Below are 25,785 nucleotides of genomic sequence, written 5' to 3' on the forward strand. Positions count from 1 at the left end.
GATTCCTTAAATTTCGGCCGGCAAGAAACGCAGCCCAGCGTATTGATGTGTGTTTGCGGTTCTTGAATGCCTAGAGCGTTCATTATTTCTACCGAAAGGCAGATTATTTCAGCATCAGCCGAAGGATCCTGATTCCCGAAATACTCGGCGCCAACCTGATAAAATTCCCTGTAACGGCCGGACTGGGGCCTTTCATAGCGGAACATCGGGCCAACATAATATAGTTTTCCTAACGCCAGATCCTGAAGAATATTGTTTTCAAGCAACGCCCTCACAACCGAGGCCGTCCCTTCCGGCCGAAGAGCCAGCTTTCTCCCTTTTTTATCTTCAAACAAATACATCTCTTTTTCAACTATATCGGTTGTTTCGCCTATTGAACGGCTAAAAAGCCCGGCATCTTCAAAAGTGGGAAAACGGATTTCGGAATAATTATACTTCTCAAATATTTTTATGCAGAGCTCTTCAAGAAATCTAATTTTTTGTACGTTTGTTCCCCACAGATCATGCGTTCCTCTCGGCGCGTTAAATTTCATTTTTTGCTCCGTTTTTTCTGGGCATTACCAGATTTATATTTTTCAGGAGACACGATTCCTCCTGACAAAAGCATGCGGGCCGCTTCATCAAACGTCATATCAAGGGGTTTAATGTCTTTTTGGCGGACAACAACCAGAAAACCAGTGGTAGGATTCGGCACTGTCGGTATAAAAACGGTACCGATATTTTTTAAATTTCCGAAATCCCCTTTCCCGGTCAAAAAGCCAATTGAATAAATGCCGGCGCGCGGAAACTCTACCATAACAACTGTTTTAAAATCCCGCCTTTCCTTAAATATGAATCGGATGAGTTTCCTGAAACCAAAATAGATGTCGCTTAATAAAGGAATTTTGACCAAGACATTCTCGCCCCAGGTTAAAATCCGGCGCGAGACAATGCGCGTAGCCAAAACTCCGACAAACCAAATAACAAAAATTGTTAAAATAAAACTTGCTATTTTTGCAAGGAGACTTCCGCCTTTTCCTACATAAATCTTTAAAATCGGCGAAAGAAAAGGAATAGCAAGAGTACTCACCCAATTAAACACTACCCAGACCAAAAAAAGCGTAAGCCATAAAGGCAAAATTGTTATAAGCCCTGCTAAAAAATTTCTCTTGAAATCAAACCTTATGCGCTGCTGCATTAGCTTCCTTTGATATATTTTTCGCCTGCTGAAATCAAATTTTTTATCTTAAGTTTGGAATCCGCTTCAACGTACAATCTGACTACCGGCTCGGTCCCCGAAAGCCTTATGCCGAGCCACGAATCGTTTTCAAAAATAAATTTGTAGCCGTCAACGGTAATTAGTTTTTTCACTTTAAGCCCGGAAAAATTGTCCGGAGTTTTTTCTTTCAATTTATTCTTCAAGGTTTCCATCTCGTCGCTGGACAATCTGAAATTTACTCTGTCCGAAAAAACAGGCCCGACTAAATTGTAAATTTCAGAAAGAATCTTTTTAATGCTTTTCTTAGATTCGGAAATCATTTCAACTACTAAAAGGCAGGCAAGTATTCCGTCTTTTTCAGGAACGTGGCCTCTTATGGTCAGCCCCCCTGATTCTTCTCCTCCTATCACAAAACTTTCTTTTTCTTTATTCAGTATTTCGCCGATATATTTAAATCCGACGGGAGTCTCTTTTATCTGAAGCCCGAATTTGTCTGCAATCTTGTCAATTAAATGAGTCGTCATAACGCTTCGCGCCACAATGCCTTTCCAACCTCTTGATTTAATCAGATGGTATAAAAGAACGGATATAATTTCGTTTGGATTTATAAATGTTCCGTCGTTGTCTAAAATGCCAAACCTGTCGGCGTCGCCGTCAGTAGCAATCCCGAGGCTGCAGGATTCCTTTTTCATAAGGCTGTAAAGATCTCTCAAATTTTCTCTGTTCGGTTCGGGCGCCCCGCTTTTGGGAAACATAACATCCCGCCAATCTCTGGTAATAACACAGCTTATGCCTGCGTCTTTAAGAAGCTCGTCTAAATACCCTGTTGCGGTCCCGTTAAGCAGATCAACCGCAACCTTAAATCTGCCTTTTTTGATTGCATTGAAATTTACAAGCTTTTTAATTTGGCTGAGATATTTCGGCCTCGGATCAATGTATTCTAAAAAGCCCTGATTTTTTGCATAGTTCAGATTAATTTTTTTTATTGATTCCTTGCTCAGTAGCCGGCAAGATTTTTCTATTGCTTCGGTAGTTTCAGGAAGTGCCGGCCCGCCCCAGGAAGGCGAAAATTTAAGGCCGTTATAGTTATAAGGATTGTGGCTTGCGGTAAAATTTATTCCGCCGTCCGCTGCGCGGCGGATTATTTCAAACGATATTACCGGTGTGGGCGTATCCCTTTTGCACAAAAGCGCTTTAATGCCGTTTCCTGCCAAAACTTCAGCGGAAAGCTCGGCATACTTATCAGAAAGAAAACGTGTATCGTATCCAACTATTACGCTTTTAAGATTGTTCGGAGAATTTTTGTTTACGTATTCCGAAATCGCCTGAGTGACTATTCTTACATTTTCAAACGTAAAATCATCCGCTATTATCCCCCGCCAACCCGATGTCCCGAACTTGATCACATTAACCTCAAAAACGTCAATTTAAATTGTTTTAAATAACTTAGATAAAAGTTTTAACATTTTATCACGTGATATTTTTGTTGTTGTACCCAAAAGTTTTTTCTTCCACCAGGAAAAAACCTGCTCCTTAGTTATTATCCAAAACGGCACCTCTGGGAATGACTCTATATCCGAGATTATATAACCCTTAATTTCAGACAGTTTTCCTATAAAACCTTTTTTGTTAAATTTGCGCCCTGAACCAACCATATAACTGGGGCAAAAGTATATGCCGTCTTTTGAAATACTTCGAACTTCCCATTTTCCACCTTCTGAATCAAACAAATCAAATCCGGCACCTTCTGATGGCGCAAGACTGCCCTTTAATATTTCTCGGGCGATACGCCTCTCCAAAAGAAAAGAAATTCTTCTTCCATCGGTAAAATATTCCCTTACCTCTTCTTTTGTTATTTTTAAAGCATCTGCAATCTGTTCTGCATTCCAGCTTAATACTCCAAGATTTTTCATAGTTTATTTCCTGAATAGAACGACTCTATTGGTATTTGTTCCCTTATCATTATTGTTGATCCCCCAAATATTTGCTGTCTTAGTGAATTTTTGTTCATTAATCAATATACCTTCGCAAGTGAATCCTGCTTCCACTCCCAAAGGAACGATATATTCATCTAATTTATATTTTCCGTTTCTAACCTCACCAACTTCAAATGCTACCCAGCCGCTATTTTTCGTTAATCTGTATAATTGGCTGAATACCTGAGCCATAACTTTGCACCATTCATCAATAGTTTTTGACATTGTTATTTTTTTTGAAATGTCTTCTTCATCAATTGAATTAAACCAGCAACGAAGCCAATTATCTTTATCGTATTGGACTACGTCTAAAAATGGAGGGGAAGTAACGGTAAGCTGCACTTCCCTATCTGGAATCTCCTTAGTAAATCGTGCATCAGTATTGAAAAAAAGAGCATTTTCTCCTGCTCTTTTTAAAATGCTCCTTTCGCTTTCGAGCACACCTGCCATTAGCTGTTTGGATTTTTTTAGAATTATTTCTCTAGTATTTCTATAAGAAGGTTTTTGATTTCTTTTTTCGTTAATCTTAATCTGACTTTCACGAGAAACCGCTTGATTTGGCGGCAAGGTGTATACCGAGAAAAAACCTGATGAATGACCCGTAAGACGGTTAGTTGCTACCATTCTGATCCATGAATCAAGTCGATCCTCATTGCTGTTTTCTTTTCTTTTCTTTAAATACCTTTTTAACGAGGTGATTTCCTTTTCAGTTTCGCGATGATAAAACATTGATAAATCAATATTTGATTTTGCAGAATCGTTAATTTTAATATTTTTTAATCTTTCTTCAAGTTCTTTTAAATTAGGAACGAAAAATCTTGGTAAAGACAGAATCTTACTTAACGGATTAACATCATTGCCGATTACATTCCTTCCAAGTAAACCTGCCTCAATTATAGTCGTTCCTCTTCCTGAAAATGGGTCGTACACTGTATCGTTTTCTTTCGTAAATAACTCAATAAAAAATCTCGGCAATTGCGGTTTAAAACATGCGCGATAAGATATTTCGTGCAATGAAGAAGCCTGTCTTTGTTTGGATGTCCAAAATTCGTTTATGAACCTTGGGTATTTTTTGTTCTGAATTAAAATATAATCAATCCTAGTCTTTTGCCCTTCTTCATTTTGAGAGAACAAATCAAATTCTTCTCTTAACGAAAATGTTTTAAAATAATCAAATAAATTTAAATGCTGATGATTTATTATTTGCATAGTATCTGCTTACCCCTTATCCCTGCCGTTCTACTCCTGCCAGCTAATAACTTTTTTAGAATATTCTGCTAAAAGTTCTTTGGAGTTTTGCTCGTCATTAGATTCAGCCCAAATATGGAAATATGCTTCATCCGGATCGGGCAATAAAAGCACCCAGCCCCGTTCCGAAAATATTTTTACTCCGTCTATGAGCTCGGCTCTTTTGCCTTTTGCTTCTTCAATTGCGCGCCTCATAGTCTGCCCCTTCTTATCCCACGGACAAGGCAGTTTTTTCTTAAAAACTTCAAAGGGCGGTATTTCCCTGCTTATCCTGTTTAATGCCGCGTTTTCTTTAGCCATCATTTCCAAAATTTTTCCTATTGCATACATCGCATCAAACGCCGGCTGAAATTCAGGAAAAATAAAGCCTCCCGAACAGTCCGCAACAAAGACAATGTCTTCGCTTCGGGCTTCCGATATAATGTTTCTAGGGCTTGTTCCGGTACGTATCACTTTCATATTAAATTTTGCCGCAAGCTCGTCAATTACGGATGAAACAAACACGGGAACCGCGATGGTTCCTTTTCTATATGTGCGCATAACAAGATATGACACGATAAACATCGTGAGGTCGTCGCCGACTATCCTGCCGCGCTCGTCAACAAGAAACACTTTTTCTGCACCGGTATCTATTAAAAATCCCGCGTCCGCCTTAAGCGTGGTTACGATATCAGACAGCTGGTTTAAAGAATATTTAAATTCTGCTTCGGTTTTAGTGGTCCCTTTGTTGCTTGTATATGCGTTAAGCGAAACGACCTCAAGGCCCAAATCTCCCAAAATGGCCGGAAAAATCAAAGATGCGGAAGAAAAAGCGTAGTCTAAAACCACTTTAAATTTTGCCTGTTTAATAGCTTCTATATCTATAGTTTTTAGTAATCCGCCTTTATAATACTCGGATGCCCTCGGCGGTACGGTTATCTCGCCTACTTCATCTATGTGGGCTCGCTTGAAATCTTCCCTTTGGAAAAGCTGTTCAATGGCTTTTTCCTGGCTTACCGAAATATCCCCTCCGTCTGATGAGAAAAATTTTATGTCCACAAGCCTTGAGTCAAAAGGCGACTGCCTAACATGTATTCCCCCGCTTTCGCCTTCTTTCCCGAGCTCATATCTTACAACGGGAATAGGCGCTGTTCGCAAATCCCCGACTCGTACGCCCGCAGAAATAAGGCCTGAAATCATTGCGCGCTTTATCATCCTTGTTACCTTGTGGGCATCACGCGAAGTAATTATGTAGCCGCCTTTCCCGATAAAAGCGCCGTAAGCCGAACCGATTTTTGCCGCAAACTCAGGAGTAATTTCTATATTTGCAAGGCCGGTTATCCCGTAGGCGCTGAAAAGCGCTCTATTCCATTTTTCGCCCCAAACCAGGCTTGTAGAAAGTATCGCCCCGTCTTCAATTACTTTGTGCGGCCATATTCTAAGGTTTGCTCTTACTATTGCGTCAGATCCTATATAACATTCATCCGAAACTATTGTTCCCACCTGAACGACAGCGCGGTCCCCAAGCTTTGTTTTTTTGCCCAAGACAACTTCTTTAATTCGCGCTTCGCGCCCAAGCTCAACTCCGTCCCAAAGTATTGAACCCAATACCTCAGCCCCAGAACGAATAATAACATTGGACCCTATAACAGACCTTTCAATCCGAGCGCCCTTTTCAATAACACAGTCATCGCCGATTACCACCTGGGAGTCTACTTCTACGCCGTCTTCAATTTTTGTATTTTTACCTGTTAAAATTTCTTTTCCGTTAACTTTTACTTTTTTGCCTTCAACATTTAATTTTATTTTTTCATCCAAATAATCATAATGGGCCATCCTGTATTCGTCGTGGTTTCCGATATCTTTCCAATAACCTTCTGCCACATAGCCGTAAAGGGGCTGTTTCTCTTTGAGCAAAAGAGGAAACAGGTCTTTTGAAAAATCAAATGATTCGTCTTTAGGAATAAATTTAAATACCGATTGATCCAAAATATAAATTCCGGTATTAATGGTGTCTGAAAAAACTTCTCCCCAGGAAGGTTTTTCAAGGAATCTTTCAATTTTTCCGTCGTTATCTGTAATAACAACGCCGTACTGTAAAGGATTTGTAACCCTGGTTAAAACCATGGTAGCAATAGCTTTTTTGATTTGATGATATTCTATCGCTTTGGTAAGGTCAAAATCGGTTAAGACATCGCCGGAAATCACTATAAAAGTGTCTTTAAGCTCGCTTTGAGCAAACTTTACGCTGCCCGCGGTACCGAGATCGGCTTCAGGTTTTAGATAGCGGATATTTACTCCGAAATTTGAGCCTGTTTTAAAATAGTCTGTTATCGCTTCAGGCTGGTAATAAAGAAGCATTGTAAGGTCGGTTAAATTGTGTTTTTTAAGAAGGTTGATGATATGGTATAGCATCGGCCTATTTACAATCGGAGCCATGGGCTTTGGAATACTGCTAGTGATAGGCCTCAGGCGCGTACCGAAACCGCCTGCCATTATAACGGCTTGCATTTTTCACCTCAAAAGATTATTTTTAGGACCTGATTTATCGGTTGGAAATTGATGAGTGATTTTAACAAATTTAAGCTTCATAATCAAATGATAAAATTGAACGGTCAAATTAAGGAAAGAGGAGAGATTACATAAATAGACTTGAAGGGGGCCACAGCGTGAAAAGTTTGGAATGATGTTTTACCCCGTTAGAATCAGCCTAACGTTAAGAAAAAAATAGAAATTTAATAGGACAATTAATGAAGCTCCATGGCCTTACGGCCTTGGTATCTTCATTTTCTTTGGCGAAATCCCCCGAAGCATCCGCCTGGGCTAAACGCGCTGTCAATATACACGGCTATTCGCCGTATTGGCATCGCAGCTTCGGCGGATCCCCAGCTTCGCATTTCAGCCCAAGGCTGATCTGCCTAGGGCATGACATCTGCGGGCTTACGCCCGCAGTATTCTGCGAAGGGGGATAAAGCTTTTCGTAGTTTTGGAATAAGCAATTGTTTAACTGATTCTAACGGGGTTTACCACAGATCTCTTGCGCTGGCAACTAACTGCTGTTCTTCTCCAATGATACCCGGAAAAGCGCCTTGGGCTACAAGCACGCATCTGAGTAAAACCTTTCGTCCAGATGTTGAGCCTAGTATGCCGATCTCAAAACCAGACGGGAAACTGCCGTTTGCAGTGGCATATAGAGGGACTGTTCTCGGGGCATGGGCCCAGCCCGCGCTGTTGGGTGAAACACCGTACCGGTAGCCTCCCATTATGTTGGTAAGAATTTTTGTAAGGACAGTGACTTTTGAAGAAGGAATTGAATGGCTGGCAATCAATGTGTAAGAAGCAGTTCCCAATGTAGCAAATGCATTATTTAATCCTACGGAAGAAGTATCCCATGCATAGTTTATCCCGTTGGCTCTGACAGCGTCAATTATTTGTCCTCTCAAAGTTGTATCTGAAATGCTGGTAATCTGCCCTAAATCAGCGTACTTTATGCTTCGCCACTCAACTAGCCGATAACTTTGCGTTTCGTAAATTGAATTCGTATTATCTGTTGTGAGATAATAATAATTAAACTGGAAAAAATCCATCCTTTTTGTAACGGAAGTGCTGATAATCAAAGACAGGGTTCCTTCATTGGTCGCAAAATAAAGGGAGTTGCCATAATCTACTGAGGCATAGTTGGTAGTTCCGAAAGATAATGTTCCCGTGCTTTGAATAACGGGCAGCTGGCTTCCCGAAAGCACTGCCGGGCATCCGGTTAAGTTGATTGCCCCTAAATAGTCCGCATTTGATCTTTGAAAAATTCTTTTGCTTGAACCAAGCCTTAAATAAATTCTGTTAACTGATTCCTGGTTATTTTTCTTAAGGTTTATACTAGCCTCGTAACCGGTAAATCCCTTCATTACTGACGATAACAGCATTACTGCCGCAGGAATTATTATCCCGAGCACCGCTAAAGCCATCATCAGCTCAACAAGGGTTACGCCTTTATGACTATTTTTGAATATATACCGAGACTTGGTCATATGAATAGTGCTGGTTGATATTAGTTCTGAAACATTCGACTCTTATTATGTACGTCCCTCTTGAAAGTCCAGACGCCGGCCAGGTGTATGATGTGGAAGTGGTTTCGTGAGTCGCGCTTCGTTTTCCCGCTTGGGCAGCTGTACCGTCAGTACAATATCGCCATTTGGATCCGCCGTCATTTGAATATTTTAGTATATAGACCACCGGGGTGGTTTCTGTATACCCGTTTGGATACAATGCAGTATATTTTTGCCCGTCCCATTTGTTCCAGCTTAAATTCCATTGAATACCTATATTAATCGGATCTATTAATGTCGTTGATACTCCGGGACTGGTAAGATCAACATAGGGTATTTGAGGAATATGGTCCTGGCCGGTATTAAGCCCTCCTTCAAGAAACGTCTGCATTACCGAAGCTAAAGCAAATCTTCCGATCTGAGAAGTGCCGAAATTTGCCGTCGTTTCAAAACCGGCAACCGATGTATAACAAGTATCGGTACCTTTTACCATTCTTACCATTGCTGCGGTGTTTCTGCTACCACTTGCGGTATCATTATAAAACTGCTGCATAACGGTTAAAGCCGTTTTATTAGCTCCTGAATAAACAGCATTATTTATTTCCACGGGATCAGGAGATCCGCTATTTATCAAAAACGGCCTTACACTGGAAACCGGAGACAATAACGGAATTCCGAAAGTGTCCATAATCCTATTTCCAGGAGCCTGTATTACGCCATTGGTATTAGGTCCTCCAATGCCAACATGCATAAAATGACTAGTATCGCTGCCATTATTATAAAAAGAAGCGCATCCTTCTTCACCGATAGATGATTCTCTTTGGAAATTTAGATCTGCAATACCGTTATAATTTTGTCTATAAAAGTTTCCTGCACCTGTTGGCAGGTTCCCGCTACCTGTCCATATATTAAAAAAACCGTCAGGATAAAGTTCTCCGAGCCAAAACCTTGCATACCAAGAATTATCTGTCTTTGACACCAGCCTATTATACACTATGTTAGGTGCATTCCAGTTGCATATTTCGTTAACATTGTTTATGGCAGCGGAAGCCGCCACCCATGGCGTTTCAACGAAATAAATACTGTTAGTGAAAGGCGTTTGATCCGCACCAAACTCGCCGCCCAAGCCGAAATAGTAGTAACTCCAACCGTTTATTGCAGACCAAATTGCAGTATTTTTTAATAGTCCTTCTCTGAAGGTTAAAAACGTTCTTGGAACGTCAACATCACAGACTTTTGCGCCGTTTGCAGTATGCGCATAACCGTTTGCCGTGTTCGCAAAACCGGCGTATCTTAAAGCATTGTCGGCAACCTGCCTGAAATACCAATTGTATCCGCCAGATTGTTTGACATCAGTATAAGGACAATGGCGAGGATCACCCGTATATTGGTATTGCTCGGTAAAAGGAACGGGCGTGCTTACCCATACATAAGTTTTTGATAAATTCGTCAAATCTGTTGTTACTCCGGAATTGAGGTCAGTTCCAATCCTTGTTTCTATGGTTTGCCGGCCGTAGTTCCTGAAGGATTTGAATAAGGATGAAGCACCGGATTATTATAAAATGTCAGTAGAGTCCCCCCGCTTGGATATGCCACTCGGCAATCCGGGCCCGAAACAAGGTCAGCGACAGTGTTCAACTGGTATGCTACGGTTGATCCTCCAACAAATTTTTGCACCGTAATATCGCTTGTATTAATTGTTATCCCGGGAAACAGAACTGTGGCTGTTGAGATGTCAGGAAACGTAATGACTTCTTCTGTTGCTGGTTGCCCTGTTATCTGCCAGGTCAATTGAACTGAAGCATCTCCTGCAAAAGATTCCGTAAAGCCAAGTTCTATAGGATATTCGGTATTCTGCACCAGATTAGCTGCATATGTTTGAATTTTCAGGGTGTTGTTATCAGCCGCTAAAGTAATATCATTTCCGTTGACTTCAAAATCAAAATATCCTCCGCCATTGGCGCGTAAAGTAAAAGTATAATTATCTGTTGTTTTCGCACGGATCCTTCCTCTCCAGATAGCTGAAAAAGCATCTGCGTTTGTTATGTTATTAGCAGGTTTTCCTCCTGCCCAGTCAAAATTAATAGAACTATCGGACCGAGTAAACAAAAGATTAGTATAATTATTCGCATTATAATACCGCCCGACAAATCCGTATGGATAGGTGGCATTCTCTACCATAGCATAAGGATACACCCTTACTTTGACTGTATCGGTGCTTGTATAACTTAATCTTTCAGGATGTGAAACTATCCTTAAGTCCGGATAGTTGGCCGGCGATTTCGCCGCGTCGGAATAATTTCTCATTGGAACAAAAGGTATCAGCTCGCCGTGCAGGTTTACTATTAAAGCATTCTCAAATTCGTTCGGGTTTGAATTCATTCTTTCAAGCAGCATCCTTAAACTGTATTCGGGTACAGGCCTTCCCGCCGTTGATTCATCTATCACATACTGGGCGTACATAGCTTCTTCGTCGGGATACCTTACCGCATGATTGTATTTGTCTGCAAGCGGATATCCTCCGGAAACCAGAGTTCCCTGCACGTTTATGTTTCCTCGGATTCTTGAAGGGTCGTAAAATAACTGCGCCGGGCCTCCAACAGTATTGTTTTCAGAAGACATCCCCGGATAAAAATATACCTGAGGAATAGCTGCCGCGTTTGTTGGAGTCGTTGAGTTAATATAAGGCATATAAAAGGGGTCCCTTCCGAAAGCAGAACGGATTATCCAATGAGGCCTTATTTCCAGCCCCTGGTTTCTCATTTGAATATCCTGCAAAACCATATCAAAAGTCGGAACCATTGTCGCAAGATCCGACCACCATCCCGGAACATTTTCAATCGCAATTAAGTAAATATCCATCACTTGCGTCGGCACAAACTCGTTGGCTATGGTTCTTAAAATGCTGGTAGTTTCAGCCAGCACTTTTGTCGCGGTGCCGGGGCTGGTTCTTGAATTTTCATACACTTTTACTTCAACTTTTCTTGCATGAGCTTCTTCCGGTAAAGGAGCAACCGTTACCTGCCTGAAATATTTCCATACACCGCCGATGGACATATTGCCGCTGTTGGGGTGGGCGGGGTCGGTTACGCTTCTATCCGTAGTCAATACATAGTTGGCACTGCCGGACGACAGATTTTCGGTATAATCGTCCAGAACTTCAATGTTTGTTCTTTCCGAACCGAGCACCAAAGATCTCAGCTCTTCCATCATCTGCATGGCTTTTTCCGTAGCAAACATCTTTTCCCTTATTCTGACCGTGTTAGAGCTCATATGGAGCTGCAACCCGATGACCATAAGAGCTACGATGCCGAGTATTGCGGTAGCTATCATTACTTCAACAAGGCTAAGCCCTTTATTTTTCATTTTAATAGTCCTTAACTCCCGTAAAAATTCTGTTCAACGATTTCATTTCACGATACTGGCAAATTTGCTGCCTGACAATATTAAGAGCGTTTTGATCATATATTATTTCCGCAAAATCAGCCGGGGCAGCTCTTGAAAGAGTTAGTCCGCCGTATGAAACTAAGCATCCGCCGACATAGGCCGGATCTTGAATTATTACATTGCCGCTGACATAAATAAATCCGCTGAAAAAATGCGATGTCGGCGGAGATGATCCCGCCGTACTAGTTAGGGTAAGGTTGCCGTCAACGTAAAGAAGGCCGCTTCCTCTTAAAGGCCTTGCCGCATTAAATACAGCGTTACCGTTAATATATATCAAAGCCAGGTCCGGAAGGGGGTTGGGAAGGTCGTTTACACTGCTGACATAAAAATCTGCGAGAACCCTGAGTTCATTTTTTGTAACGCCGAGCACAAACTGTTCGGTATAATTGTCTGCCAATGGTGGTCCGGCTGGAGGTGAAACTTGAGCATTTGCACCTGAAACCACCGGTACAACACCGCTAGTCCTTCCGCACCCATAAGTTCCTCCGACTATTCTGCCCCTGCTATTTACCCGTACCGTTTGTGACCCTGCTGTGCCTCCGTTATTTACAATATTTGCGCAAGTTACCGGAAGATTTAAAGTTATCCTTCTAATTTCGGTAGACACTTTAGCGCTGCCGATTATTTCATTGGGGGAAACATTAAAGGCAACGTTTGGGTCTTTTCTTCTGTAAATATAGCCTTTGCTTGGAATAAACCATACATATCCGTCACCGTTTACTTCTCCGGAAGAAAGCCGTTCTCCCGTAACATCATGAACGGCAAACGGGTCAATAGCCGCGGGAGGAGCGGTTTGTTTTCTGACTTCATATCTTGCCCATAAAATATTATTCTCGCTGAGCGGATATTCTTTGACTAATCCAACACTTTCATCTATTGTATCGCATTTTGCGGAATCAGTACTAAATTTAGGGTTGAACGCTTCATCCGGATATGTCATAGCTCCCCTCATTTTAACCGGCTGGATCTGCTGTCTTTTGAACCATGCAATTGTATCCGCGAGCCCGGCTCTTGCTACGTTTTCTGCCTGCGCGCTCATATTCAATTGCCTTTTAGCATCTTTGAAAGAAGTCATAATAAATTGTGTTCCAACAACAGCAAGGATAGTAACACTTATCATAATTATCATAACTGTTACTAATGCCGAGCCGGAATTAGCGCGTAGCCCGTCCCCGGAATACCCTTGGGGTGAACCTTCATTTGTTGGTTTAGGAAAATGTTTAAAAATCATATATTTATTTTGACGGCAACACTCAAAAATTGAAGCTAAAAAGGCGTTTATAGTATATAATTGTATTTACAAAGTGTCAAGGCAAAAAGCCCGGCTTATATTGATGCTTTTTATAAGTAAGCCCCGTTAGAAATTATTGGCTGAAACGCCGATGGGGTAAATAGCAGCCGGTTGTGATTGAGAGTCTTTTATATATAAGAATATTTTATCAATTTTTAAGGATAAAAATTAGATTTGGGTAAAAAAGGAAATGCCTTAACTTGCCTGGCGGGAATATTTATCAATAATTTCAAACAATGTGGCTTTTCTCAAAGGTTTTACGACATGGCCGTCACAACCGGCATCAATTACTCTTGCCGTATCTTCTTTAAATGCATCGGCAGTTAATGCGATTATTGGAACATGGCTCTTAGTTGTTTCTTCTTCGTATTTTCTCATATTTTTTACTGCGTTAAAGCCGTCCATTACAGGCATATGCATATCAAGAAGCACAAGGTCGTAATCAATTTCCATAAATTTATTTGAAGCAACCGTTCCGTTTTCAGCTATGTCAAGAATGTGAAGCGTCCCGGCTAAAAATTTCTTTACCAGAATCCTAGTATCTTCAGAATCGTCGCACAAAAGGATTTTCAGCTGTTTTTTATACTCTATTGAACTGGAAGTCGTTTTTTTTTCCTCTTCCTCGCTGCTTGCTATGCCCAAAGAATTTTCAACCGAAAGTATAAGCGGCTGGGCTTTAACAGGCTTAAACACATGCTTTATATCCATTGATCTCACGCGATTAAGCGTTTCCTGGCTCCTTTCGGTAAGCATTATAATAATCTTTAAATCGGCAAACGTTTCATTTCCTCTGATAGTTTCAACAAAAGAAAAACCTCCTCCTTCCTTAAGCTTTGAATCGGCTATTACAACGCTGTAAGGAACAGAGGATGATACCCCTTTGGCAAGCTCTACAAACGTGGACTGCAAATCTTCTGACTCTCCGACAATTGCTCCGCCGCTTTCAAGCATTTTTCTTATTTTCGTGCGGTTTAAATCGTCTTCATCGGCAATTAAAATTTTTACGCCTTTAAGATTTTTTGGCTTTACAGGGGATTTCATGGATTCATCCGGATATTTGAACCGAGCTGTAAAAAAGAACTTGCTCCCTTGCCCGTAAACGCTTTCCACCCAAATAGTCCCGCCCATAAGCTCAACCAGCCTTTTTGCTATGGCAAGGCCCAGTCCCGAACCCCCGTATTTTCTTGCGGTTGATGAATCTGTTAAAGCGAAACTGTCAAAAACGGAACTCAGCTTGTCCTTGGGTATTCCGACCCCTGTATCTGAAACGCAAAACTGAATTAGAGCGTCCCGTTCCTGAAGCTTATAATTTTTGACTTCAACCGAAATTTCGCCCTGCTCGGTAAACTTCATCGCGTTTCCTAAAAGATTGACAAGAATCTGCCTTAGCCTGTTTTGGTCCCCGACTACCGATCTAACCATATCGGGAGCTATAAGATATTTCAGTTCTACGCCTTTTTTTTGCGAACGTATCTGATAGACATCAATTGATTTTTCAACAACGTCTTTAATGTCAAAATCCACGTAATCAAGCTGTACCGCCCCGCTTTCAATTTTAGTGATGTCCAAAATATCATTTACAATGGTCAAAAGAGTGTCTCCCGCGCGCTTGAAAATTGAAACATATTCTTTCTGTTCCGTTGTAAGTTTTGTTTCCAAAAGAAGATCGGTCACTCCAACCAATGAATTTAACGGAGTCCTTATTTCGTGGCTCAGCTGCCCAACAAATTCGTTTTTCGCTTTTGAAGACACTTCCGCGTTATCTTTTGCTTTCTTTATTTCGTCCTGAGCTTTTCTGCTTTCAGTAACATCCTGTTCAACTGCAATATACTTTTTTATATCGCCTTTATCGTCTTTAACCGGAGAAATTGAAATCAAACTCCAGTAAAATTCGCCGTTTTTCTTTTTGTTGTGCAAAACACCCTTCCATTCATTACCGTTGGATATGGCTTCCCACATCGCTTCATATTCATCTTCCAACGTTTCTCCCGATTTTAGTACTTTCGGACTTTTGCCTTTAACTTCATCCAAAGAATATCCTGTGTTTTTTGCAAAAGCTTCATTCACAAATTCTATCTTTCCGTCTTTATCTGTTATGATAATGGGCACCGATATTTTTTCGGCAACATTTGCTAAAGCCGAAGAGCTTTCTTCCAGTTTTTTCCGGTCAGTAATATCTACCGCCAGCATTCCCAGAGACCGCTCTCCGTCCGGGCGGGGAATAACGAACCTGTATGTAAGAAATGTCCTTTTTTTGCCTTCAAATTCCAATTCTTCTTCAATCTGATTATGTTCGCCCTTGGGAAGATTAAAAGCTGTCAAGTCGTTTTGAGTTGTTCTTTTTGCGATTTCTTCGGGCCAAAGATCGCTGTCGGTCTTTCCCAAAAATTTATCTTTACTTGCGTCAAACGATGAGGCAAAATAATCGCTAACTTGAATAATTTTTAAATCTCTGTCTTTAACGATAAAACCCGGGAAATGTTCTGCAAAAAATTTCAGGCGCTCTTCGTTTTCCCTTAATTGCCTGTGAGATCTTTCCTGCTCGGTAAGTTCTTCCGAAGGACGCGTGCAATGCTGAATGATAAGCTTTGAAATCTCCCCGAATTCAGAATCCTCGTTCTGCAAAAATTGTATCGGGTCAATTGATCTTCTTCTTAGGCTTATCAATATATTTTTTAAAGGTTTTATCAGCCATTTATTGGCATTGCTTGAAACCTGAAAGAAAAAAATTGTTAAGAATATTATAAAACCAACGGCAAAAAACATCAATCCCGACAGGACGCTTTTTAACTGCGGCGATAAAACTTTTGCATCCAAAACAGCTATCGTTTCCCCTTTTAATCCTTCCAGTTCCTTGCTTATCAAAAAAAGATTTCTCAGTTTGCCGAGTTTTTGGGCAAACCACGGATTTTCTTCGGTGGACAAAGACAATTCTCCGCCCATAATCTGCGAAATGTATGAAAGATAGGATTGCCCTAAAAGACGCCCGGAAAAAACATACCCGTAGGGATTTGATTTGCGGCCGGTATCGTTAGTGCGGTGTACTGAAGCGCCCTGTATTTCAAATACGCCGTCTTTGGTTTTAGTGTAAAAACGAATAATTTTTTTCTCTGCAGCAAGCTTTTTTAGCAGAGTTTTATCGGCAGGGATTTCTTCAAGTAAATCGCTGTCAATATTATTTACGGAATATATCAGCCCGAAAGCTCTATTATATGCCCAAACAGCGTTTATATCGTCTGTCAAAGAAGCGTCTACATTTTCTCTTGCCCACTTATACGCCGGAGTTTCTATAAACTGCACCATTTCATCCCAGATGGTGTAATCGGTAATGTAGCGGCTGATTATTTGGCTTTTGTTTTCCAAAATATCGTTTAATATTTTTGTTTTTGTGACTTTCTGATCCTGTACAATAAAGATAAACTGAACTGCCTGAAAAACAAAAACGAAAACGACGGTTAAAACAAATAATCCCGTAACGGTTTTAATTAATGATAATAATCTTTCCTGGGTTTTCATAAAATTATTTAGAAAATAGCGTCCACCAAAATATTCCCGCGATAGTTAAGGTAATTCCCCCCGTAATAATTCTGTAAAAAATACCGATTTTTTTATGCAGCAAAGTTTTTTCGGTCAACCAGTCATTTATTTTTATTAAAATGTCAGGAAAAAACCAGATCAAAAATCCTACAAAAGTTAACTACACTCCGTCTGCGAATAATATAATCTTCATTGTTTTTTTTCCTCATTTTTTGTAAGAAGCTCGTTTACTTTGTCAATTATTGCCTTTTTATCAATCGGCTTGCTTATAAAAGCGTCCGCGTATGATTTCAAGCTTTCTATTTTTGTTTCTTCATCAGTTAAAGCCGTTAGTATCATAATGGGAATGTTCTTTGTTTCTTTATCTCTTTTTAAAATACGGCACATTTTAAGCCCGCTGATCTCAGGAAGCAGTATATCCAAGATAATTAAATCGGGCAATTGGGTGCGGGCAAGTTCAAGCCCCCGCAAGCCCTCTTCGGATTCTATAACTTCATAGTTTACAGCTTTAAAATAGAGTTTTAAAAGATCAAGAATTTCCGGATCGTCATCAATTATTAGGATCTTTTTTCCATCCGTCACCTTGATGCCTCTTTCTTGTTTATGATTACTATATCAATATGGAAATTTTCCGGTATATCTCTAAATCCTTTGACGCTAATTTTATTTTCGGGTATAACTAAAATTTTTGAAACAAATTTAACTATTTCGCTTCCCTGGTCGCGGGCAAGGCTTTCTGATTCGGCATATACATTAATCGCCACGGGAATATTAAAATATTCTTTTAATATGTCTGAAGCCTCGCCTAGTATCTGCTTTCCCGGTTTAGTTATTTCCAACGGGTCTTTTCTGAGGTCAAACAACGATTTTGAGTCTATGCTTATTATAAGCCCTTCCTTTTCCTGGTGAAGCGCCGCTTCAACCGAAAAAGGTTTTCCTATCACGGTTTTTTTGTTATCGGCTTCATCCAGATAGGTTAGAATGTATCCGTAAACATTTCCTACGCGCATAAAATTTCCGTCTTCGTTTCTTCCGCTGAATTTTATTATCGGAGGAATCGTGTCTTTGCCGGAATACATCCTGAATTTATACCCCCTTGAATCGGTAACAACCAAATCCCAGGTTTTTACTTTTATTTGCCCGATATCAAGGCGAAACATCGTTACAGGCTCTCTGGCAATCGTGTTTAGCCACGGAGAAATAGTCCCTTCGGTAGACAAGACATCGGGATTTGTTCTTTTCATCTTATTTATGCCCGAAGTATCTTTTTCCAAAAAAAGCTTTTCTGTTTCAAGGGAAGGGGTTATTACTTTCATGTGGTCTTTATTAATCTGTATGGGCGTTTTTTCGCTGTCAATCTTTGAGGTATCGTTTCCTTTGACCACAACATCTTCAAGACGGCCGCTTGCACCTTCTTCGCAATACGCAAGAAAAGGTATAAAACAAAATACTGCTAACAGTAAAAACAATTTTTTAGTTTTCATTCTAGCCTAAACCTTATAGTTATTATGCCCCATTGATCTATCTGGGACTCGTTTGATGATAATGGCACAAAAACCCATTTTCTCAAACTTTCGATACAGAGCTGATCCAGCTCCCTGTACCCCGACGTTATCACTACAGAAATATCAGGCGTAACAGAACCTGACGCATTAACAAAAAATCTTAAAGAAATATCAGCTTCTAGCCCCTGCCTTTTTGCCCATTCCGGGTATTGAGGAACATAAGCCGAAACCACTTTTCTTTTTTCAAGAGGGCCGGAGATTTCAACCGGAGCTTTTTTTACTTCCTGCACCGTTTGGCCTTCAGAGACTTTTTTCATTTTTTCTAGTACATTCGGAACATTTTTTTGAACCGGCCTAGAAACAGGCACTTCTTTCGGCTCGCTGAATTTTATCGCTTCTCTTGCAGTTTGCAGGCCTGCTCCCGATCCCGTTCCAAAACCAAACCCGCCTCTTCCCCCGCCCCCGCCTCCAGATCCAGACGGTTTTGACGGTTCTTTTTCTTCTATTAACTTTTGAAGGGCTAGCAGCTCCTGGGCTTTCCTTCGTTCCTGTATATTTCCGACAACTTCTCTAAGCCCTGTCCCGGCCCCGGTCCTGGATCCGCCTCCGCGATCTTCTAGCTTTGTGCCGGAAGGCATCGCGTTAAGAGCCGCCAATTGCTTTTTTAATTCGGCTTTCCTTTCAACCAACTGGGTTGCCGAAGCATCCTTAAAACTTGATGATTTTTGCACCTGGCTTGTCTTAATGATATCGGAAATATTTTCTGCCCGTTTCATACCGACTTCTTCTATTGATATTCCCTTTTCAATGCCCATGCTAGGACGCACTATCGGTTTTGCGCTTTCGGTTAAGGCTTGCTCCTGAACCATAATATTTGCCATTCTTTGCTGCTGGCCTGAACTCAAATCTTTGAGTTCGTTCAGTTTCTCGTCGCGCTGCTTTTTTAGTTCTTCAAGCTGAGATTTTTCAAGCCTTGACAGAGGTTCGGTTCTATCCACTAATTTGGGAGGCCTTGCAGCTTCCTGAAGAATCTGTTTCATTGAATCATCTGCCGCCGGCCGAGGACCCTCTTGTCCTTTTCCAAACGGTATAGCCTGTTTTATTGTATCCCAAACGTTTTTAGGTTTTTCTTGTATTAGCGGAACCTGCAAAGGTTTCGGTTTTTCAATTTCTAAAAGTTCAACGTTAGTTATCAGCTTTGCTTTTTCCTGCTCCATAACAGAGGACATCTGCATTGAATAGAGCGCAATAAAGTGTATGATAAGCGTCACTGTAAGAGCAAACCCTATGCGCTTATTTGCACTTTCAAAAAAATTATCTATTCCTGCAAGCATCATATATGTTGCTCCGCTATTTCTTTTTCTGTTCCGTTGCTATCGTTATGCTTTTTGCGCCCGCCTGTTTGGCCCATGCCATAACATCGGTTATATCCATATATAGAGCGTTTTTATCGGCGCGAATAATTACAAATTTATCTTTATTATTTTGAAGGCTTAATAAAAGGCCGTCAAACAAGGTCTCCCAGGTAACAGAAACATCATCAATCGCTATCTCGCTGTTAGAACCTATTGATACCGTGACATTTTGTTTGCGTTCGCTTTCGGCCGTTGACGCCTGCGGAAGTTCAACCTTCATTGTCGGCGACATATAAAGCCCGCCAGAAGACATAAAAATAACCACCAAAATAAGAGCAACCGTGGCCATCGGGGTTACGTCTATTTCAGTTGTTTCGGGGAGTTCGTCTTCCATATTTTTTCCTTGTTAAGCGCCCTGATTTCCCTGCATAAGCGCAAGCCGTTTTGCCCCGCTTTTACGGGAAATATCCAGTATTTCTACTACCTGTTCGCAGGTATTTTCATCATCTGCGGTAATTATGACCATTTTGTCTTTAGTATTCGGAATTTTTGCCGAAAGTTCCCTGAACAAATCATACTGATCAATCGGCTGGTTGTTCAAATAAAGCTTATTGTCTTTGGTCATTTTAATTGAAATATTTTCAGTCAATGCCGCTTTTCCCTTGCTTGCGCCGGCTTTGGTTTCCAAAACATTTATACCGGCAGTCAATATCAGGCTCATTGTTGCCATGCAAAAAATAACCAGCACAAAACTCACGTCAACAATTGAGATAATGTTTATTGAGCCGGAAGCAAGCTCTTTTTGTTGTGTTTCCCGTTTTTTTCTCATATTTTCATTTAAGGCTGTTGCCGAACTCCATTCTTGTCATGCCGTCCGCCCAGGGCGGACGGGGTGACACTTATTGCCTTCGGCAAAAATGTCATTTTGCTTCTTCAAACAGCCATACAAGAAGCCGTTTGGATGCCGCTTCTATTTCAACGTTAATTTTGCGCGCTTTACCCATCAGGTAGTTATAACATAAGACCGTCGGTATAGCTATGGCCAAACCAAGAAGCGTAGCATACAAAGCTTCCGAAATACCCGCAGCTACCACTGACGGCCCCGCTGAGCCTGAAAGAGCAAGATCTTTGAACGCTCTGGACAAACCGGCAACAGTTCCCATAAGTCCTAATAACGGCGCAATCGTTCCGATTGAGCCCAAGAAAATAAGAAATTTTTCCATTTTCTGTCGTTCTTCAAGACGGACGCTTAACACCAGCTCTTCTATATCTTCTTTCGGCATATGGCGATGCATTAGGCCGGTTTTAAGAACGTTAGTTATAGGTTTTTTCTGCTCTTCACAGTACTTAACGGCATCGTCATACGTTTTGCGCTGAACCATGTTCCTCAATGAACCCATAAAATCAAGCGGATCCAGCGACGATTTTCTCAAGTATAGAAAACGTTCGATTATAATTGTAAAAACTATAACGGATATTATCAACAACAAAATCATCGTCGGACTGCTTTTAATAATTGCTATTACGTTAGCTTCCATTGTTTCGCTCTCCTCTTTTTATTTTTATTCTCCTTCGCCAAATACCCCCCTCGTTTTGCTTCGCCCCTAGAAATCGCAAATGCGATTTCAGGGACTCAAGTCCTGGAAATGCTTTGCATTTCACAGGGCTAAACGAAGCAGGGGGGATGAAGGCGGGGAGAATCATTGCCCCATCTGACTTATGGCTTCAATCCTTTCTTTTGCGGCTGAAATCCATTTCTGCTCGGTAGTTGAATTTATAATTTCTTTGTACATTGTAGCCGCATCATCCCATTTCTTTTGACTTTCATATTCCTGGGCAACCCTTGCAAGCGCTGTTAATCTCCAGGGATCATCAGCAGGCTTATATGTAATCAAATCCAATAGCTCGTCCATCCCTGTCTGTATGTTTCCCTGTTTGAGGTCAATCTCGCCTATTTTATACATCAGTTCCGGCCTTAAAGCATCAGTTTTGGGTATTTTGTCTAGAAGTTCTTCGGCTACCGCGACCGCGTTATCGTACTGCCTCAGAATTTCATACAAACTGAACAGCTCAATCAAAGTATTGTTATGATTTTCACTTGTTGGGTACTGGTCTAAAAATTTCTCGTACACGCTTACAGCGTCCTGCCACTTCTCGGCTTTTTTTAGGCAAAGCGCGGTATTTAAAAGAGCGGTCTGAGAAATATCGTCTTTATCCTTAGTTAGCTTTGTCAAATCCTGATAAACTTGAGCAGCTTCCAAATATTTTTCTAAGTAATAAAGCGAGTTTGCAAGATGCAGGTATGCCAGGCGGATTTGCTCGTGTTTTGGAAAATTCTTTATGAATCTGCGGTATATTGGAGTAGCACTTTCATATTTTTGAGCAAAATAATAGCTTTCTGCTCCGTAAAAATAAGAATCCGGAACAATCTGCCCCGCTGCGAAATAGTTTGCGACTTTATTAAATTCCTCGGCTGCATTAGCAAAATCTTTTTTGTCATAAAACCGCATCGCAAGGCGGTACTGGGCGTTTCCTGCAAGTTTAGATTTCGGGTATCTTGTTATAAAATTCTGCATGGCTTTAATATCTAAATCCGTATTTGTTCCGGCTTCGCTCATACGATACGCCGATGTTACCATTCCTTCAAGCGCGGTTTCGGCGGTTGAATCATTAGGATACAAGTTTATGAATTTTTCAAATTCAAGAATAGCAGTTTCGTCATCCATGGCGTTATAATAACTTTGCGCAATACGCAGCTGAGCTTGTTTGGCATTATCTGTCCCGGGATATGCTGAAATGATCTTTTTATAGGATTCTATCGCTTCCGGATATTTTTGCGCTCTGAAATAGGTGTCAGATATAAGATTCATCGCTTCCTGGGTCCGGTTATGTTTGGGATACGTGTTTACAAGCTTTTGCCATGTTTCAATTGCCTTTGTATAGTACTCCAGTTTATAATAGCACCTTCCCGCGCTAAACAATGCTTCGGGAATAAGTTCGTCGTCAGGATAGGTTTGAACAAATCTTTCAAAAGAGTCCATAGCTTCCGTATATTTTTTCTGGTTATAATATATGTTTCCCATTTCAAATTCGTTAGAAATTTCTGTTGACTTACCCTTTTTTGACGTCAAATCTTCGGTAAATTCCTGGCGCTCTTTCTGGGCTTTTGAATAGTCTTTAACTTTAAACGAAGACCAGGCTTTGCCTTCCTGCGCCATCGCCGCAACTTGAGTGTACGGAAAATTTTTCTCGATCATTTCATATACCCTGGTAGACTCGGTAAAAAATCCCATGGAATAATATGCTTCGGCAACCATAAGGTATGTGTAGGACCGCCATTCGGAATTTGAAGGAGGAAGGCTGTTTAATATGTATTGGAAACTGCTTATGATTTCATTAAATCTTCTTGCGCTATAAAAAGTCTTTGTCATCATAAAAAGGGCTGCTTCGGTAAGGTCTTCTTTCCTTTCAGGCGAATCCAAAATTTTTCTGTAGCAGTCAATTGCCTGGTCAAGATTCCCTTTTTTATTGTAGTTATCGGCTGAAAGCAATAGCGCGTAGAGAACCAAAGGATGCTTGGGATAGCCCGTAATTAACCTGTTAAACATATCAATAGCCGAATCATAACTGTTTTGCCTTGTATAACACCAGCCGAGCTTGTAGTATGTCTGAGGCAATATCTCGGTTTGAGGATATGTTTTGAGTATATCTCCGTATGCAAATGCGGCTCTTACCAAATCGTTTTGTGCTAGAAAAGATTCGCCTACCATATAACTTGCAAAAGGCGCAAACTCGTTTCTGGAATTTTCTTGTATGAAATTTCTCAGTTTGGTAATTGCTTCGGTATATATTTTTTGCTGATAAGAGCAGCAGCCGATCCTATAAAGCGCGTTTTCTTTTAAATAGCTGTCAGGAAAATCACTAAGAAATTTGCTGAATTCTTCCGCAGCTATAGGATAATCCGACGCAAGATAGTAGCAATCAGCAATAAGAAACCGGGCATCTTCTACAAAATCGCTGTTGGGATACTGCGACAGGAGTTGCTTGAAGGTAACTGTTGCGGGAATAAATTTTTGAAGTTTTTCCTGGCATCTTCCCTGATAATAAAGCGCTTCGGCGCTGTTTAATAAACTGAATTTCTGATAGGCTGATTCAAAACTTTTTTTCTTGTAAAAAATCAGGCCGTAAGAAAAAATGACCTTGTCCTGTTTTTCATAATACGGATCGATTTGAATAAGCCTGCGAAGTATTTTTTCCGCTTCATCCCATTTTTTTACGGCTATCTGGGCCTGCATAAGCTCATAAAGCGTTTCCCTGACTATAAAATGGTTCGGAAAATCTTTTATGATTCTTTGATAATATTCTATCGCTTCGTTGTATTTTCCCAAGTTATAATAGATTTGCCCGATATTTACTAAAGCCGATACGGCAAGCTCGCTGTTTCTTTCTTTTTTTATGAGCTTCTCATAAACTTTAATGGCTTCTTCATTATCGCCGTAAGAATTAGCTATTATAAATTGAACTTTTGAAGCATACTCGGATTTCGAATACTTTTTAAGGAAACTATTTGCCTGGCCTAATGAAGCGGTTGTCCCGACAGTATCCTGGTAAAGCCTGCAAAGTGATTGGAAATCCTCTTTTTCATTTATCTCGTCGCAATAAACAATACAACTCCACAAAAAAAGGAAACCTACTAACGATACCTTTAATAAAATTTTGATTTTTTTCATAATTTTTGATTCCCCCGAGTTCATATTTACCCCGTTAGAAATTGTTGGGCTGAAACGTTAATTCAAACAGGGCCTAGCCGTATGTCTAAGCGAGCTAAAATTTCTAACGGGGTAAACTAAAAAAACCCTTAGCTTTCTGCTCCTTTTTTATTTTAAACCCCAAAATTTTTTTTAAGTATATCAAAATTGATTGATTTTTGCAAGTGAAAGGTAGATTTTTTTTATCAGCTTCTTTTTGTATATAATAATAAGACTTATAAGGGCTTTTATGTTCCCGTACGATTTAGTTGTGAATTAGTTATTTCCTTGACTAAAAGGTTAAATTTCCGGAGGCAGGCTTTTGGAAGTGTTTGCGCCTAGTTCTTTGATTTTTTCGGCACGGCCGATAAGAGTATCCCCCCGCTTTTTTGAATCTTTCAATTTATTCATCGCATCGTGGTACGAATCGTTAGCATCATCAATTTTCTGGCCGACTTTTTCAAGGTCTGAAACAAAGTCAACAAACTTATCGTACATCGCGCCTGCCTGCCTGGCGATCTCAAGGACATTTCTTTTCTGGTTTTCCTGCTTCCAAATGTAGGCTACAGTCCGAAGCGTCGCAAGAAGCGTTGTTGCTGACACAATTACGATATTGTTTTCAATAGCGGTTTCAAAAAGTTTCGGCTCTTTTTGAAGCGCCATGCTAAGCGCCGGCTCAAGCGGCATAAACAATACTACATAATCCGGCTGGTTTATCTGGTAAAGCGACTGGTAATTTTTGGAAGTTAAATTCTTTATATGGTCCTGAATGCTTTTGACATGTTCTTTGAGGAACACTTCTTTTTTTTCGGATGAATCGGCATTAAAATACTTCTCGTATGCAACAAGAGAAACCTTTGAATCAATTACAATATTTTTGTTGTCCGGAAGCATAACGACGTAATCAGGCCTTTTTTCCGCGCCGTCTCTATCCTCAAAGCTGGGCTGTTTTTTATAATTTATGTTTTCAATAAGCCCGGCTTTCTGCAGAATTGTTTCCAGCTGGAACTCGCCCCAATTTCCTACAAGCTTATTGTCGCCTTTTAAGGCGCTTGCAAGGTTATTAGCGTCCTCGCTTAACTTGGTACTCAGCTTAAAAAGGGCTCCCAGTTCTTTCATTTCCTGCGAATGGGTGTCGTCCACCCGCTTTTTGAAATCGTCAATTTTTTCTTTTAAAGGATTTAGAATGCTTTCAAGGTTTCGTTTGCTTAAACTAAGAAATTTTTCGCTTTTATCTTCAAGAACTTTCTGGGCAAGATTTTCAAATTCAATTTTGTAATGCTCAAACTGCTTTTTTATTTCTTCGTAACGCTTTTCAGCTTCAGTTTTAAGCACGTATTTATCAATTAAATCCTGGTGCGGCACCCCTTTTTCTACTTTAAATCGGTACTGCCAGAAAAGCCATACAACGGCCCCGCCCGTTAAAACCCCCGATAAAAAGACTATAAGATAGTTCAT

General features: G+C 40.6%; 19 protein-coding genes. All 19 read right to left on the bottom strand.

Annotation, left to right across the window (positions count from 1 at the left end; translation table 11 throughout):
• Positions 1 to 533: ATP phosphoribosyltransferase regulatory subunit (locus tag NT145_03860; protein MCX5781825.1), on the bottom strand; the 533-nt coding region annotated here is incomplete at its 3' end.
• On the bottom strand, positions 530 to 1,177 hold the full coding sequence (locus tag NT145_03865) for a DUF502 domain-containing protein (protein MCX5781826.1): 648 nt from the start codon (positions 1,175 to 1,177) through the stop codon (positions 530 to 532). The genes NT145_03865 and NT145_03860, both read right to left, overlap by 4 nt.
• Positions 1,177 to 2,604, bottom strand: a complete 1,428-nt coding sequence (locus NT145_03870) for a phosphoglucomutase/phosphomannomutase family protein (protein MCX5781827.1) — start codon at positions 2,602 to 2,604, stop codon at positions 1,177 to 1,179. The genes NT145_03865 and NT145_03870 overlap by 1 nt, the downstream gene beginning before the upstream one ends.
• A gap of 21 nt (positions 2,605 to 2,625) precedes the next feature.
• Complete coding sequence (locus NT145_03875) at positions 2,626 to 3,111, bottom strand: hypothetical protein (protein ID MCX5781828.1); 486 nt, start codon at positions 3,109 to 3,111, stop codon at positions 2,626 to 2,628.
• 3 nt (positions 3,112 to 3,114) lie between these two features.
• A complete protein-coding gene (locus NT145_03880) occupies positions 3,115 to 4,383 on the bottom strand; it encodes a DNA methyltransferase (GenBank protein MCX5781829.1) in 1,269 nt (422 codons plus the stop codon).
• A 30-nt stretch (positions 4,384 to 4,413) separates the two neighbouring features.
• Positions 4,414 to 6,912 (bottom strand): mannose-1-phosphate guanyltransferase, encoded by a 2,499-nt coding sequence (locus NT145_03885; GenBank protein ID MCX5781830.1) that lies wholly within the window; start codon positions 6,910 to 6,912, stop codon positions 4,414 to 4,416.
• A 512-nt stretch (positions 6,913 to 7,424) separates the two neighbouring features.
• On the bottom strand, positions 7,425 to 8,426 hold the full coding sequence (locus NT145_03890; GenBank protein MCX5781831.1) for a prepilin-type N-terminal cleavage/methylation domain-containing protein: 1,002 nt from the start codon (positions 8,424 to 8,426) through the stop codon (positions 7,425 to 7,427).
• Positions 8,395 to 9,897, bottom strand: a complete 1,503-nt coding sequence (locus tag NT145_03895; protein MCX5781832.1) for a hypothetical protein — start codon at positions 9,895 to 9,897, stop codon at positions 8,395 to 8,397. Before NT145_03895 ends, NT145_03890 begins: the two co-directional genes overlap by 32 nt.
• Before the next feature lie 44 nt (positions 9,898 to 9,941).
• A complete protein-coding gene (locus NT145_03900; GenBank protein ID MCX5781833.1) occupies positions 9,942 to 11,810 on the bottom strand; it encodes a PA14 domain-containing protein in 1,869 nt (622 codons plus the stop codon).
• Position 11,811: 1 nt separating this feature from the next.
• Positions 11,812 to 13,122 carry a hypothetical protein gene (locus tag NT145_03905; GenBank protein ID MCX5781834.1) on the bottom strand — a complete coding sequence of 437 codons (1,311 nt, stop codon included), beginning with the start codon at positions 13,120 to 13,122 and terminating at the stop codon, positions 11,812 to 11,814.
• Between the two features lie 255 nt (positions 13,123 to 13,377).
• On the bottom strand, positions 13,378 to 16,698 hold the full coding sequence (locus NT145_03910; GenBank protein ID MCX5781835.1) for an ATP-binding protein: 3,321 nt from the start codon (positions 16,696 to 16,698) through the stop codon (positions 13,378 to 13,380).
• A 210-nt stretch (positions 16,699 to 16,908) separates the two neighbouring features.
• Positions 16,909 to 17,301: a response regulator gene (locus tag NT145_03915; protein ID MCX5781836.1), complete on the bottom strand. Its 393-nt coding sequence runs from the start codon at positions 17,299 to 17,301 to the stop codon at positions 16,909 to 16,911.
• On the bottom strand, positions 17,298 to 18,203 hold the full coding sequence (locus tag NT145_03920; GenBank protein MCX5781837.1) for a hypothetical protein: 906 nt from the start codon (positions 18,201 to 18,203) through the stop codon (positions 17,298 to 17,300). Before NT145_03920 ends, NT145_03915 begins: the two co-directional genes overlap by 4 nt.
• Entirely contained in the window at positions 18,200 to 19,561 is a 1,362-nt protein-coding gene (locus NT145_03925) for a TonB family protein (GenBank protein MCX5781838.1), read from the bottom strand. The genes NT145_03920 and NT145_03925 overlap by 4 nt, the downstream gene beginning before the upstream one ends.
• A gap of 13 nt (positions 19,562 to 19,574) precedes the next feature.
• Positions 19,575 to 19,973: a biopolymer transporter ExbD gene (locus tag NT145_03930; GenBank protein ID MCX5781839.1), complete on the bottom strand. Its 399-nt coding sequence runs from the start codon at positions 19,971 to 19,973 to the stop codon at positions 19,575 to 19,577.
• Positions 19,974 to 19,985: 12 nt separating this feature from the next.
• Entirely contained in the window at positions 19,986 to 20,408 is a 423-nt protein-coding gene (locus NT145_03935; protein MCX5781840.1) for a biopolymer transporter ExbD, read from the bottom strand.
• A gap of 91 nt (positions 20,409 to 20,499) precedes the next feature.
• Complete coding sequence (locus NT145_03940; protein ID MCX5781841.1) at positions 20,500 to 21,117, bottom strand: MotA/TolQ/ExbB proton channel family protein; 618 nt, start codon at positions 21,115 to 21,117, stop codon at positions 20,500 to 20,502.
• A 162-nt stretch (positions 21,118 to 21,279) separates the two neighbouring features.
• On the bottom strand, positions 21,280 to 24,309 hold the full coding sequence (locus tag NT145_03945; protein MCX5781842.1) for a tetratricopeptide repeat protein: 3,030 nt from the start codon (positions 24,307 to 24,309) through the stop codon (positions 21,280 to 21,282).
• A gap of 318 nt (positions 24,310 to 24,627) precedes the next feature.
• Positions 24,628 to 25,785: a DNA recombination protein RmuC gene (rmuC, locus tag NT145_03950; protein MCX5781843.1), complete on the bottom strand. Its 1,158-nt coding sequence runs from the start codon at positions 25,783 to 25,785 to the stop codon at positions 24,628 to 24,630.

This window comes from Elusimicrobiota bacterium (genome assembly GCA_026388075.1).
Lineage (GTDB): Bacteria > Elusimicrobiota > Endomicrobiia > Endomicrobiales > JAPLKN01 > JAPLKN01.

Coding starts and splice junctions, on each gene's coding strand:
- NT145_03865 (MCX5781826.1), bottom strand. CDS start 1,177: ATGCAGCAGCGCATAAGGTTTGATTTCAAGAGAAATTTTTTAGCAGGG.
- NT145_03875 (MCX5781828.1), bottom strand. CDS start 3,111: ATGAAAAATCTTGGAGTATTAAGCTGGAATGCAGAACAGATTGCAGAT.
- NT145_03880 (MCX5781829.1), bottom strand. CDS start 4,383: ATGCAAATAATAAATCATCAGCATTTAAATTTATTTGATTATTTTAAA.
- NT145_03885 (MCX5781830.1), bottom strand. CDS start 6,912: ATGCAAGCCGTTATAATGGCAGGCGGTTTCGGTACGCGCCTGAGGCCT.
- NT145_03890 (MCX5781831.1), bottom strand. CDS start 8,426: ATGACCAAGTCTCGGTATATATTCAAAAATAGTCATAAAGGCGTAACC.
- NT145_03900 (MCX5781833.1), bottom strand. CDS start 11,810: ATGAAAAATAAAGGGCTTAGCCTTGTTGAAGTAATGATAGCTACCGCA.
- NT145_03905 (MCX5781834.1), bottom strand. CDS start 13,122: ATGATTTTTAAACATTTTCCTAAACCAACAAATGAAGGTTCACCCCAA.
- NT145_03910 (MCX5781835.1), bottom strand. CDS start 16,698: ATGAAAACCCAGGAAAGATTATTATCATTAATTAAAACCGTTACGGGA.
- NT145_03920 (MCX5781837.1), bottom strand. CDS start 18,203: ATGAAAACTAAAAAATTGTTTTTACTGTTAGCAGTATTTTGTTTTATA.
- NT145_03925 (MCX5781838.1), bottom strand. CDS start 19,561: ATGATGCTTGCAGGAATAGATAATTTTTTTGAAAGTGCAAATAAGCGC.
- NT145_03930 (MCX5781839.1), bottom strand. CDS start 19,973: ATGGAAGACGAACTCCCCGAAACAACTGAAATAGACGTAACCCCGATG.
- NT145_03935 (MCX5781840.1), bottom strand. CDS start 20,408: ATGAGAAAAAAACGGGAAACACAACAAAAAGAGCTTGCTTCCGGCTCA.
- NT145_03940 (MCX5781841.1), bottom strand. CDS start 21,117: ATGGAAGCTAACGTAATAGCAATTATTAAAAGCAGTCCGACGATGATT.
- NT145_03945 (MCX5781842.1), bottom strand. CDS start 24,309: ATGAAAAAAATCAAAATTTTATTAAAGGTATCGTTAGTAGGTTTCCTT.
- rmuC (MCX5781843.1), bottom strand. CDS start 25,785: ATGAACTATCTTATAGTCTTTTTATCGGGGGTTTTAACGGGCGGGGCC.